We start from the raw sequence: 12584 nt of genomic DNA on the forward strand, positions 1-12584 counted from the left end.
TCCGATGAAGAAGATTCTCGTATATATCATGTTTTTGGCTGTTTCCGCGATTTATGCGCAGGAAAAGACGCCTATCTGCCAAAAGCCAACCAGGAATTTGCCGAGAAAAAGTATGCAGATGCCGAAGCGGATTACCGTATTTCTGAATCGAAATTTCCGAAAAAAGCCATTTCTGCTTACAACCGCGGCAACGCCATTTATAAAATCAATCAACCCGAAGATGCCGGCTGGGCTTACGGAAAAGCAATAAAAGAAGCTAAAACGCGCGAGGAAAAGCACAAAGCTTATCACAATCTCGGGAACGTTTATATGAAGGCGAAAAATTACGAATTGGCGGTACAGACGTATAAAAATGCCTTAATCAACAATCCGAATGATGAGCAAACGCGCTATAACTACGCTTTAGCGAAAATGTATCTCAAGAACAATCCTCCGAAAAAAGACGATAAAAAGAAAGATAAGGACAAGAATAAAGACAAAAAAGACGACAAGGATAAAAATAAGGACAAAGATAAAAAGGACGACAAAGGCGATAAGGACAAGGATAAAGGCAAACCGAAAGAAGACAAGCCGAAAGACCAGGGCGAACCGAAGCCGAAAGAAGGCGGAATTTCAAAGCAGCGCCTTCAAAACCTGCTCGAAGCCGTGAACAATGAAGAGAAGAAGTCCAGGATAAAGTCAACAAAAACAAAGTAAAAGGCCGACCGGTAAAAGCCGAAAAAGACTGGTAAGCCGCAGCATATAAGGAGCACTTAAAAATGAAAAAGTACATTTTTCTTTTATTGATTACCTCTCAGGCCATTTTCGCCCAGGGTACAGTTCGAAGCCAAAGTCAGCAAAACGAACTTGGGTCTCAACGAGCGCCTGCGTGTTGATTTTTCGATGAATGACGACGGTGATAATTTCATCCCGCCGAATTTTGAAGGATTTAAGGTTGTTGGCCGTCCGGGCCAGCAGATCAGCCAGTCGTGGGTTAACGGAAGAAGTTCCTTCAACAAAATTTACACCTATTTCCTGATGCCGATGCAAAAAGGAAATCTGGTTATCCGCCAGGCATTTATTGAAATTCGCGGACAGGTTTATAAAACTTCTCCGGTAAAAATCACGGTGACGAATGCGATCCAGCTTCCAAAAGACCCGAATGATGTTCAGGCGAATATTGATGACGCCATTCATTTGGTTGCCGATGTTTCGAAAGCCAATCCGTATATCAATGAACCAATTACAGTGGTCTATAAACTCTATTTCGGGAATGTCAACATCACGAACTGGCGCGAGCTCGACAAGCCGAAATATAATGATTTCTGGAGCCAGAACATCGATATCAAACAGCTTCAGGTCGAAGAAGGCACTTTTAACGGCGAGCGATTTCATTACGTAGTTTTAAGGAAAACCGTTCTTTATCCGCAGAAATCAGGAAAACTTGTCATTGAACCATTATCGCTCGATATCGACCTGCAGATTCCAACCAACAGAAGGAATATTTTTGGGCAATATTTGCTTACGGAAGGCAACAAGCGTGTGTCTGCCGGAGCAAAAAGCATCAATGTAAGAGCGTTACCGGAATTCGGAAAACCAATTGATTTTTCAGGTGCGGTTGGGAAATTCAGCTTTAAAGTAACGCCGACTAAAACAACGTTGAAAAACGGCGAAAGCCTCGATTTAAACATAAGCGTCAGCGGAACAGGTAACCTGAAACTGTTCAATCTGCCAAAACCAATCGTGCCGAATTCACTCGAAATGTACGATCCGGTGCATTCTGAAAAAGTCAATACGCCGCTTTCCGGAATGAACGGCAGTATCACCGACAAATACACGATTATCCCGCAATATAAAGGCGATTATCCGATTAAAGGATTGACGTTTTCGTATTTTGATTTGGGATTCGGAAGCTATAAAACCATAACGTCGCCTGATATTATCGTAAAAGTGTTAGATGGGCCAACTGCGGGTTCAGGAGAAGTGGCAGAAACCGGCGTTGCGAAACACACCCTTTCAAAAAATGACCATTTCCAGTTCATCAAATTGAAAACGCATTTGCAGGCCATCCATAAGAAAGATTTCTTCGGCTCAACCTTATTCTGGACGTTATCGTTCCTGCCACTGGCTTTCATTCCGCTGATTGTGATTTTCAGGAAGAAGAAGAAGCGATCGACAGCGATGTTGCCGGCAATAAAATCAGGCAATCGAATAAACTCGCCAAAAAATTCCTTTCGGAAGCGAAAAAACACATCAATAACAAAGAATTGTTCTACATCGCACTCGAAAAAGCCATGCACAATTTCCTTCGCGCTAAGCTGCACATCGAAACTTCGGAAATGAGTAAAGATAAGATTACCGAGATTTTATTGGCGCGAAACGCCAATCCGGAAACGGTTGCAGCATTTATCAATCTGACGGAAAGCTGTGAATTTGCCCGTTACGCACCATCGACAATTGGTGAAATCCAGCACGATTATGAAAAAGCGGCGCAAATCATCTCCGATTTAGAAAAGCAGATTAAATAATTGAAAAATGAAAAAGCTACTTTATATATTTTTGTTTTTCACCCAGGTTTTCTGGGCGCAGAACGCTTTTGAAAAAGGCAACGATTTGTACCGCAAAGGCAATTACAGCGAAGCGGTTTCGGCGTATGAAAGTGTATTGAAAACGAAAAAACACTCTGCTGAATTGTATTTCAACATCGGAAATTGCTATTACAAACTCAACAAAGTCGCACCTGCGGTTTATAATTATGAAAAAGCGTTATTGCTAAATCCGAACGACACAGAAATTCAGAACAACCTCAAATTCGCCCAAAAACTGGCAATTGACGATTTTAAGGAAGTGCCGAAAGTCGGTTTCCGAAAAATGCTGCAAGATTTGACAGCAACTTTTTATTACGATACCTGGGCCTGGATTGCCATTGGATTTGCGGCAGTTTTCCTGTTGCTTTTTGTAGGATATTATTTTTCGCGACATACTTTATACAAACGACTGTTCTTTGTAGGAATGTTTTTGGTGCTTGTCGTGATTGTCATCAGTATTTCGTCGGCGATTTTCCAGATTGATGCTTATAAAAATGACAGGCCAGCGGTTGTTTTTGCAGAAGTAACTCCGGTGAAAAATGAACCAAAATCAGATGCACAAGACGCGGTTGTGCTGCACGAAGGAACAAAAGTTTATGTGCTTGAAGTTTTAGACGACTGGAAGAAAGTACAACTCCCTGATGAAACTGAAGGCTGGGTTGAAGCTTCGGCAATTAAGGAATTGAAGTAATTTTATAGTTTGAACCATTAAGGGATTAAGGACATCAAGAATGACGCTTAATTCAGCTTAATCCCTTAATGGTTAAAAAAACTAAACGGTTTTCGTCAACTCTTCAAACCAGTTTTTCAAAACCGGCAAAGTAAATTCCGACGTCTTCAAGATCGGATTAAAAAAGAATGATTTTTTTTGTGTTTCTGCCGAAATCAATCCGTTTCCGGAATTCATCTTCTGCAACAATCCCAAAAATATTCCCAGAAAAATCACCATCCTGAAAATACCCAAAACGGCGCCGGCAATACGATTCATACAACCTAAAAAAGCAAAATCGGCAATTTTTGTAAAAGCTTTCGCCAGAAGGAATATCCCGACAATCACCAAGACAAGCGTTAGCACAAATGCCGTAACCTGAACTGCTTTCGGTGACCACGAAATGTGTTTTACAATAAAATCGCGCATCAGGTAAGAAAATTTCACGGCAATGTAAATTCCGATTACGAATGAAACCAGCGACGCCAACTCAACAAACAAACCGTTACGCATGCCCTTATAACAGCCGTAACCCAGAAAAGCGCCCAATACAAAATCGAGGAAAACCATCAGAAAATTTTCAGCAAAAATACAGTAATAAAATTCATAAAAACAAACACTATCTTTGTGCCGGATTTGGGAAATCTAAATCTAAAATCTCAATTCTGAAATCTAAAAATGTCAAGAGACGAACAATTAAAACAACGCTGGGACAAGGTCGTAACGCTGCTTTCAAATCAATTTGCAGAAGGCGACATCCTTGATCTCGATGCAATTATATATTTAATCGGAGTTCAGGAACTCGGAAAAGTACACCAGAAATTCAAAAAGGACGAAAAGCTCAACCTGATGCATATCGCTATCTGCCGCCTGCTGGAGCCTTACGGTTACTACGAATTCGATTATTTCGACAAAGACGGATGGCCGCATTATATTGTCAAAGAAGAATTGCCCACGCTTAAGGCAGGAGAACAATCGGTTTTGATGAAAGGCGCGATTGTTGATTATTTCCTTGAAAAAGAATTGATTGAATAGCCTGCCTATGAAGTTACTTAACAGTCTGATTTTTATTGCTCTCTTTGCTTCACAATTATTGTTTTCCCAAAAAGAAAAGCAAAATGCGGCAGCCGATACAATGGTCAAGGCCCAATATGAAATGCATTACAACAAGTCAATGTTCGATGTTTATCCACTGGAAAATGACGGAATTGTCTTGTTTTTCAAGTCAACGAACGAAAGTGATGATTTTCTGGATTGTATACGCCTAACGACCGAAAACCTTCAGGAATATGAAACGATGGATATTCTTTATTATGCATCATTGATAGAAGAGAATATAAAACGTGAATCAGAAGTTATCGAAAGCAGATTTGTCAAGTGCAACGCCAAGCCGTCTTATTATTTACTGGTTTATGAGAAAAAGGCTGGCAATAACGTCATTACAGTCCACCACAGAATTTACTTTAATAATGGATTCGGATTTTCATTATCCCTCCGTACAGTTAAAAGTAAATTCACCCAACGCTATTCAGATTCCGAAACGATATTAGAAAGTTTCAGATTGCGGGATTAATCGTTTACCAAAATAGCCGATTGGGCTTATCGGTCAAAGCCATAAGTAGAATATGCCTGACTTTCGACTTTAAACTTTCAACTTTAAACTTTCTTTTCCTTAAATTTGCACCTTTACCAAAGAAGATGATAGACAAGATCAAAGCGCACATCAGCGAAGCAAAAGCTTTTTCCGCCAAAAATAAAGAAGAACTCGAGGCATTCCGCATCAAATATTTAGGAAGCAAAGGCCTTTTAAAAGACTTTTTCTCCGAATTCAAAAACGTCCCGAACGAACTCAAAAAAGAATTCGGTCAGGTCATCAATACATTAAAAAATACCGCTGAAGAAAAGGTAAAATCACTCACCGAAACTTTCGAAAGCAAAGAAGAAATCAAAGGTTTTTACGGCGATTTGACACGTCCGTCAGAGCCGATAAACATTGGTTCCCGTCACCCGATTTCTTTGGTAAAGAACCAGATCATTGATGTATTTTCAAACATCGGATTCAATGTTTCCGAAGGCCCGGAAATCGAAGACGACTGGCATAATTTTACCGCATTAAACCTTCCGGAATACCATCCGGCGCGCGACATGCAGGACACGTTCTTCATCCAGACCAATCCCGATGTGCTGCTCAGGACGCACACTTCGTCGGTCCAGGTGCGTTATATGGAAGGCAACAAACCGCCAATCCGCACGATTTCTCCGGGACGCGTTTTTCGCAACGAAGCCGTTTCGTCGCGTTCGCACTGTATTTTTCACCAGGTCGAAGGACTTTATATTGACAAAGACGTTTCGTTTGCCGATCTGAAGCAGACGCTTTTATATTTCACCAAAGAAATGTTCGGAAAATCAAAAATCCGCCTTCGCCCGTCGTACTTTCCTTTTACAGAACCAAGCGCAGAGGTCGATATTTATTGGGGATTGAAGACCGAAAACCGATTACCGCATCACCAAAGGCACCGGTTGGTTAGAAATCATGGGCTGCGGAATGGTAGATCCTAACGTTCTTAAAAACTGTGGCATCAATCCCGACGAATACAACGGATTCGCATTCGGAATGGGTATTGAAAGAATCGCGATGTTGCTGTACCAAATCGGCGATATCCGTATGTTTTATGAGAATGACTTGCGTTTCCTTGAGCAATTTAAGTCAAGTATTTAATTAGAAGCTAATCCGGCTATACGTTGCAATCTTTTCTTTTTTAAAGAAAAAAAGAAAAGGATTTCCACTGCTATCCGGGCTAGGCCACCCCGCCTTTTCAGGCACCCCTCCAAAGGAAGGGAATATCACGACATTGATTTACTTATATGCAAAAAGATATCAAAATCCCCGAAGTAGAAAATGTTTTCTTCGCCGCCATCTCAGAATGGAGCGATGATTTAATGGAAAATATCTGGAATGTCTATCTCGTCAACGACAGCGATTTTGACCTTGACGGTGTTATGGTCGTTTCAAAAGCTTTCGGTACATTAAACGGCGAAATGAAAAAAACTTCGCTTTTGCGCCACGCTTTTACGCGATTGCCCTCGGTTTCAGTCGCAAAGATCGAAATGATTGAGAAAAATGTCCTCGAACTCAACAATGAATTCATGCTGACTTATTTCATTGGAAATACTTTATACGATAAGAAATTCATCTTCAGGGCTAATTTCTTCAACGATAAAAGCCATTTCGAGGAAGTGCCGATTTTGTTTAAAGACGGATTTGTGGTGAGATAGTGTTCAGACAGCAGACAGCAGACAGCAGACAAAAGACAAAAGACAAAAGACAAAAGACAATAATAAAAAAAGCAGTAAAGATAAATTCTTTCTGCTTTTTCCTCTTTATAGACAAACTGAATCCTGCTATCTGCAACCTGCAGTCTGAATACTAATCCAGTTTGTCAGTCAATTTTTTAAATACTTTCCGCGCCTCTTTTCCTTCATATAAAATGCTGTAAACGGCATCGATTATAGGAGTTTTCGCGCCATATTCTTCGTTGAGTTTATAAGCGCTTTTCACGGCATAATACCCTTCGGCAACCATGCTCATTTCCATCATCGCGCTTTTTACGGTATAGCCTTTTCCAATCATATTGCCAAACATCCGGTTTCTTGAAAATACAGAATAACCGGTTACGAGCAAATCGCCCAGATATGCAGAATCATTGATGTTACGTTTCATCTTATGCACTTTCCGGATGAATTTTTTCATCTCGCGAATGCCATTACTCATCAAAACAGACTGGAAATTATCGCCGTAACCCAATCCGTGCGCCATTCCGGCAGCAATTGCATAGATATTTTTGAGCATCGCCGCATATTCCGTACCGATAATGTCGTCTGAAATTTTGGTTTTGATGTAATTTCCCTCGAGTTCCCTGGCCATTATTTTGGCTTTTGCCGCATCACCACAGGCAATCGTAAGATAAGAGAGCCTTTCGAGTGCGACTTCTTCAGCGTGGCAAGCTGCCTGTAATCACGCCAATGTTTTTATACGGAATTTCGTATTTATTATGAAAATGTTCGCCCACAATCAGGAAAGTTTCAGGGACAATTCCCTTAATCGCAGAAAAAATAACTTTATCTTTTAAACTAACTTTGAGCGCGTCGAGTTCACCGCTCAAAAACGCCGACGGGATTGCAAAAATCACATAATCGGCATAAGCAACTGCCTCATTGATGTCGCTCGTTAACCTTAATTTATTATTGTCAAATTCAACAGAACTCAAGTAATTTGGGTTGTGTCTGTGGGTTCTGATGTGCTCAATAGCTTCTTCATTTCGCATATACCAAGCGATTTCAGGAAGGTTGACACATAACATTTTTGCAATTGCCGTTGCCCAGCTTCCGCCGCCAATTACTGCAAATTTTGGTTGTCCACTCATTTTTGGTCAAATTTGTTTGGTCAAAAATACTCAAATTTGAAGGATTTGAAAAGCGTTTCAGCTTTTACGAAAACGTTTCCGTAAAATCAACCGTGAATTTAACGCATTTTTAAGATTTTCAATGCAATTTGGCGCGACAACAGCCGTTAATAAAGTATATGATGTAATGGCTGGTTTACATTTTATACATAATTAATAAAGTTAATTAAATTTGTTTTTGGTGTTTTGAGGCGCTCCGGATTGTATTCGGAGCGCCTTTTGTTTAGCCGCAATATTTTTCGCGCAGTTCCGCTGCTTCGGCATCTGAATCATAGCCGATTATCAAAAGTCCTTCGGTACAGGAAATCCTTTTTTCTGCCAGTAATTTAATAATGAAGTCGCGAAATCCCGGCAAATACCGATAGCGTTTCCGGAATCAAATTGAGCAATTTCCTAGTGTAAGGCAATTTTTCCCGGCTTATGATCTGAATCAGCGTATAATATAACTGCGCCATTGCCGCTTCCGAATCAATATAAAACTGAATGCTGATGACTTTTCCGGAATGCTCAAATGCTAATGTATTTGAAATGCCCTGAAAATATGCCGGCCACTTCGCCTGTTGCCTGTCCGTTGCCCGCTGTAATTATGAATGCCAATTTTAAAATCGGTTATTTCATTGAAAAAATAAGAAGCGTCATTGATTCTGATTGTTTCAATATCGATTTCCAGCATGCCTTCCAGATGCCCATTCAGATTTTCGTATTCCGTAAGCCGCATCACATCTGACGCAATAAGGCCCAAAAGCACCAATAAAGTAAATCCGATCAGCAAATAATTGATGATTTTAATATCGAAGAAACCATTTATCAAACCAATAATTACTGTGAAAATGAACAGCAGGAATGCCGCGGTACTGACTTTCTGAGAACGCGTAAGTGTAAAGCGCTTCGGCAAATCAGGAACGAAAATGCGCGTCGAAAAACTCATTTTTACTTTCTGTAAAAATTATTATGATCAATATATTCCCAGACTTTTTGTGGCAATAATGGCATATAATTCTTTTTGTTTCTGATGCTTTCGCGGATATGTGTTGACGAAATTTCAATTACCGGCGCATCAACTTTGTGGATTTTCGGATGATTGGCGAATTCTGCATCGACTTCCGAAGTACCGATTCTCGGATACACATAAATGTCGTAATCATTTAAAATCACATCATAATTCTTCCATTTCCGGAACGAATTCAAATTGTCTTCACCCATAATCAGCGCAAATTCGTGCTGCGGGTATTTTTCCTTTAAATGGATGAGTGTATTGATGGTGTAATTCGGTTGCGGCAAATTGAATTCGATGTCAGAAGGCTGGATTTTAGTGTAATCTTCTGTCGCCAGAAATACCATCTGCAAACGGTGGCGGTCATCGAGTAAAGTGCTTTTCTGTTTCAGCGGATTGTGCGGCGTCACGACCATCCAGATTTTATCCAAATCCGAAAACTCGGCGATATGGTTGGCAATAATCATGTGCCCGACGTGAACAGGATTGAAAGTTCCGAAATACAATCCGACCTTCATCAGCTGATTTTTAAATAATTTGAGACGAGTTCGTACGCATCATTCTTCGCGTTTTCCAAGTCATAATTTTTCAAAATCACGTCAAATTCGCCTGAACTTGCGATTTCCCTTTCGGCTTTTGCGATGCGCATCTGGATTTTTTCTTCAGTTTCCGTCTGGCGGAAGCGCAGCCGTCTTTCGAGTTCTTCCACTGAAGGCGGACTAACGAAAACCGCCAATGTTTGTTCCGGATATTGTTTTTTGATGCTCATCCCCAATCACGTCTATGTCGAAAATCACGTGTTTTCCGAGCGCCCAAATGCGGTCGAGTTCGCTTTTTAAAGTGCCGTAGAAATTGTCTTTGTAAACTTCTTCATATTCTACAAAGGCATTTTCATCGATTTTTTGCTGGAAAGCTTCAGCCGAAATGAAATAATAATCCCTGCCGTCAATCTCTTCGCCGCGTTTCGGACGTGAAGTCGCCGAAATGGAAAAATCCAGATGCAGCTCTTTTTGTTCCAGTAAATGCCTTACTATGGTGGTTTTTCCGGAACCCGAAGGTGCAGAAAATACAATCAATTTTCCTTTGCTCATTGTTTTTTAATTGTCAAACTGTCAATTGTTAATTGCCAATTTTAAAGCACGTTCAGAACCTGTTCCTTAATTTTTTCGAGTTCATCTTTCATCTGGACGACGAGTTTCTGCATCTGCGCATGATTCGATTTAGAACCCATCGTGTTGATTTCACGTCCCATTTCCTGCGTGATAAAACCTAGTTTTCGTCCGTTGGCTTCAGTCCCGGCAAGGGTTTCTATGAAATAATTGAGGTGGTTTTCAAGGCGTACTTTTTCTTCTGTAATATCATATTTCTCCAAATAAAAAATCAGTTCCTGCTCGAAACGATTTTCATCAAGATTCACTTTTAATTCTTCGATTGCATTTGAAAGGCGCGTTTTTACGGTCTGGATTCTTTCGCCGTCAAGCGCTACGGTGTCATTCATCATCGTCATAATGTTGGCGATGCGGTGCAGGAATTCCTTTTCGAGCGCGACGCCTTCTGAAGTGCGGAATTGCACGATATTCACCAAAGCTTCATCAACAACTTTTTGGATTTCGCTCCAGTCATTTTCGTCAATATCGTCGCGTTCGGTTTTGAGCGCATCTGGCATTCTGACGGCCATTTTCATGAGTTCGGTTTCATCTGCATTGGGAATGACTTCCTTCATCTGCTCGATGTAAGCTCTTACGATTGGCGCGTTGATTTTCGTTGCAGTCTGTTCGGCAGAATTTTCAACAAAATAGAAAAGTCAATTTTGCCGCGCTCGAGTTTCAGGGCAATCTGGTTGCGCAGGCCAAGTTCCATTTCGCGGTAAACCGACGGCATTCTTACATTTAAATCGAGCCCTTTGCTGTTCAGCGATTTTACTTCGACGGTGATCTTTTTGGTCGGCAATTGTAGTGTCGCTTTGCCGAAACCGGTCATTGATTGTATCATACAAAAATTTGTGTAATTACAAATGTAGTGAAAACGGTAAAGGTGGACACGAATTTCACGAATTTGCACAAATTAATTCGTGTAAATTTGTGGAATTCGTGTTAAATCGAATGAACTTAATTCTTATTTCAAAACCGCAATCACTTCATTCACATTTTTCTGGCTGTTGCCGATGTAAATCTTCCCGTCGATGATAAAAACCGGACGGCTTAAAAACGTATAATGTTCAAGCAAATATTTTTTGAAATCGGCTTCGGTGAGTGATTTATTCTTCAGATCCAACGATTTGTAAAGCTGTGCTTTCTTGCTGAAAAGCGCTTCGTAACTTCTGGAAAGGCTTTGCATTTCTTCAAGTTCGTCTTCGTTAATCGGATTTTGGCGAATATCGTGGAATTCAAGGTTATCGGCATTCGGAAGCGATTTGATGATTTTCCGGCAGGTATCGCAGGAAGCGAGGTAATAAATTTTGTTCATGTGAAGCGGATTATTTTTTACAAAAGTAAGTCCATTTTGACATTCAAAAGCAGTATTTTTATCAAAAAAACAAATGAAATCCACTTTCGAAATTACCAATTACAGCCGTAGTGTCATTGCAAAATTCCTCGACAATTATTCGCTTGAACAACTCAATAAAGTGCCGGAAGGCTTTAATAATAACCTGATCTGGAACATTGCTCACATCATAGTTGTACAGCAAATGCTCGTTTATAATTTGTTCGGATTACCGATGATGGTTGATGGAGAAATGGTTGCCAAATACAAGCGGGGCACCAAGCCAGAATCAGATGTGACGCAGGAAGAAGTCGATTTCATCAAATCATTGCTTTTTACAGCAATTGAAAAAACCGAAACCGATTTCAACGCCGGAGGTTTTGAAAATTTCACGGAATTCACTACAATGACAGGCTATACAATGAAAAGTGTCAATGATGCGATAACCTTCAATATTTATCATGAAGCGGTGCACACCGGAATGATGATGAGCATCAGGAAGTTTATTTAACCGCCAAATAAGGCTCCATTTCTGAATAAGGAATCAGCACTTGTTTCGCACCATCGGCATACGAAGCGATTTCGTAAACGTTGTAATATAAAAGGAAACCTTTATCGGTAAAGAAGAATGTTTGCGGTAAAGTGAACTTTTCGTCTTCGAACATGAATCCGCTTTCATTGAGCGGTTTTCCTTCGGAAATATTATAAGTTTTCCGGAATTTCTTTTCGGCGAAGGCCTCGAAAGCGGGAACATCTTTGAACAATTTGTCATTCGGGATATTCTTTCCGGTTTCGGGATCAAAAATCAGTGAACGTTCGCCGCCGTAACCATGTGCGCCACCTGTGAAGGCGTATGATTTCAGTCCGATATTCAGGATATTGTCAGATTGGTAAGTGATTCTTCCGGTGATTTCCGCTTCCCAGCCGATTTTTTCCGAAGGTTCTTTTTTCTGGATTTCTTCGTAAGATTGGATGAACGCCGATGTCAATCCGTTGTAATCTGTCGAAGGGAATGGTTTTTCGCCTACAAATACGATTTCCTTCATCACAGCAAAAATCTTTTTATTGATGCTGTCGGCGACAATCGGCACATTTTTAGCGACGGGAATTTTGATATCGACATGCGGGCAATCGGCACTGCAAGGCACGCTAGATTTTTTGGAATAAGATTTTTCTTCAAACTGCAATTCGTTGTTACAGCTTGTCACCAGTAGCGCCAACAGCGCGAAAGTCAGGAAATGCTTCATCGTAAAATGTTAATTTATAATAAAGGTAAGAATTTGCTGCTTGGTTAAAATAAATTAAAAGGTAAATTTGTGCTAAAATTGGTCCAAGGTATCGGGTTCAAGGTTCAGGGTTTCTCCACG

At 40.5% G+C, this 12584-nt stretch carries 14 protein-coding genes and 4 pseudogenes; 10 read left to right on the forward strand and 8 right to left on the reverse strand.

From position 1 onward, the window contains the following. The first annotated feature begins 4 nt into the window (after positions 1–4). From ACSLFW_RS04305 to ACSLFW_RS04325, 5 genes are all read left to right on the forward strand, one after another. The gene (locus tag ACSLFW_RS04305; RefSeq protein ID WP_436554782.1) at positions 5–250 is read left to right on the forward strand and encodes a hypothetical protein; all 246 of its coding nucleotides are present in this window, start codon (positions 5–7) and stop codon (positions 248–250) included. After that, a complete protein-coding gene (locus ACSLFW_RS04310) occupies positions 139–696 on the forward strand; it encodes a tetratricopeptide repeat protein (protein WP_436557369.1) in 558 nt (185 codons plus the stop codon). The genes ACSLFW_RS04305 and ACSLFW_RS04310 overlap by 112 nt, the downstream gene beginning before the upstream one ends. A 150-nt stretch (positions 697–846) precedes the next feature. Beyond that, complete coding sequence (locus ACSLFW_RS04315) at positions 847–2322, forward strand: BatD family protein (RefSeq protein WP_436554783.1); 1476 nt, start codon at positions 847–849, stop codon at positions 2320–2322. Continuing rightward, entirely contained in the window at positions 2319–2507 is a 189-nt protein-coding gene (locus ACSLFW_RS04320; protein WP_436554784.1) for a hypothetical protein, read from the forward strand. The genes ACSLFW_RS04315 and ACSLFW_RS04320 overlap by 4 nt, the downstream gene beginning before the upstream one ends. 7 nt (positions 2508–2514) lie before the next feature. After that, the gene (locus tag ACSLFW_RS04325; protein WP_436554785.1) at positions 2515–3258 is read left to right on the forward strand and encodes a tetratricopeptide repeat protein; all 744 of its coding nucleotides are present in this window, start codon (positions 2515–2517) and stop codon (positions 3256–3258) included. Positions 3259–3339: 81 nt separating this feature from the next. Here ACSLFW_RS04325 and ACSLFW_RS04330 read toward each other — a convergent pair whose 3' ends face one another. Beyond that, positions 3340–3846: a CvpA family protein gene (locus ACSLFW_RS04330; protein ID WP_436554786.1), complete on the reverse strand. Its 507-nt coding sequence runs from the start codon at positions 3844–3846 to the stop codon at positions 3340–3342. Positions 3847–3954: 108 nt separating this feature from the next. Here ACSLFW_RS04330 and ACSLFW_RS04335 point away from each other — a divergent pair, with 108 nt between their 5' ends. The 4 genes and pseudogenes from ACSLFW_RS04335 (at position 3955) to ACSLFW_RS04350 (ending at position 6552) form a co-directional block, all read left to right on the forward strand. Then, a complete protein-coding gene (locus tag ACSLFW_RS04335; RefSeq protein ID WP_436554787.1) occupies positions 3955–4311 on the forward strand; it encodes a hypothetical protein in 357 nt (118 codons plus the stop codon). Positions 4312–4318: 7 nt separating this feature from the next. Then, positions 4319–4849 (forward strand): hypothetical protein, encoded by a 531-nt coding sequence (locus tag ACSLFW_RS04340; RefSeq protein ID WP_436554788.1) that lies wholly within the window; start codon positions 4319–4321, stop codon positions 4847–4849. Positions 4850–4974: 125 nt separating this feature from the next. Next, a pseudogene (gene pheS / locus ACSLFW_RS04345) lies at positions 4975–5995 on the forward strand (phenylalanine--tRNA ligase subunit alpha). A 146-nt stretch (positions 5996–6141) separates the two neighbouring features. Next, on the forward strand, positions 6142–6552 hold the full coding sequence (locus ACSLFW_RS04350) for a hypothetical protein (protein WP_436554789.1): 411 nt from the start codon (positions 6142–6144) through the stop codon (positions 6550–6552). A gap of 151 nt (positions 6553–6703) precedes the next feature. On the opposite strand, the pseudogene ACSLFW_RS04355 reads toward ACSLFW_RS04350, so the two are convergent. From ACSLFW_RS04355 to ACSLFW_RS04380, 6 genes and pseudogenes are all read right to left on the reverse strand, one after another. Continuing rightward, a pseudogene (locus ACSLFW_RS04355) lies at positions 6704–7700 on the reverse strand (NAD(P)H-dependent glycerol-3-phosphate dehydrogenase). A gap of 553 nt (positions 7701–8253) precedes the next feature. Further along, on the reverse strand, positions 8254–8667 hold the full coding sequence (locus ACSLFW_RS04360; RefSeq protein WP_436554790.1) for a hypothetical protein: 414 nt from the start codon (positions 8665–8667) through the stop codon (positions 8254–8256). Between the two features lie 2 nt (positions 8668–8669). Beyond that, entirely contained in the window at positions 8670–9251 is a 582-nt protein-coding gene (gene nadD, locus ACSLFW_RS04365; RefSeq protein WP_436554791.1) for a nicotinate (nicotinamide) nucleotide adenylyltransferase, read from the reverse strand. Next, positions 9251–9824: pseudogene (gmk, locus tag ACSLFW_RS04370) on the reverse strand (guanylate kinase). Before gmk ends, nadD begins: the two are co-directional and overlap by 1 nt. Before the next feature lie 41 nt (positions 9825–9865). Then, positions 9866–10725: pseudogene (locus tag ACSLFW_RS04375) on the reverse strand (YicC/YloC family endoribonuclease). A gap of 123 nt (positions 10726–10848) precedes the next feature. Further along, the gene (locus ACSLFW_RS04380) at positions 10849–11199 is read right to left on the reverse strand and encodes an arsenate reductase family protein (RefSeq protein ID WP_436554792.1); all 351 of its coding nucleotides are present in this window, start codon (positions 11197–11199) and stop codon (positions 10849–10851) included. A gap of 73 nt (positions 11200–11272) precedes the next feature. Here ACSLFW_RS04380 and ACSLFW_RS04385 point away from each other — a divergent pair, with 73 nt between their 5' ends. Beyond that, entirely contained in the window at positions 11273–11728 is a 456-nt protein-coding gene (locus ACSLFW_RS04385; RefSeq protein WP_436554793.1) for a DinB family protein, read from the forward strand. Here ACSLFW_RS04385 and ACSLFW_RS04390 read toward each other — a convergent pair. Further along, complete coding sequence (locus ACSLFW_RS04390; RefSeq protein ID WP_436554794.1) at positions 11721–12464, reverse strand: DUF3298 domain-containing protein; 744 nt, start codon at positions 12462–12464, stop codon at positions 11721–11723. The genes ACSLFW_RS04385 and ACSLFW_RS04390 overlap by 8 nt on opposite strands. Positions 12465–12584: the final 120 nt, after the last annotated feature.

Origin of the sequence: Flavobacterium sp. 3HN19-14, from assembly GCF_051373205.1 — a bacterium.
In the GTDB taxonomy this organism is placed as follows: domain Bacteria; phylum Bacteroidota; class Bacteroidia; order Flavobacteriales; family Flavobacteriaceae; genus Flavobacterium.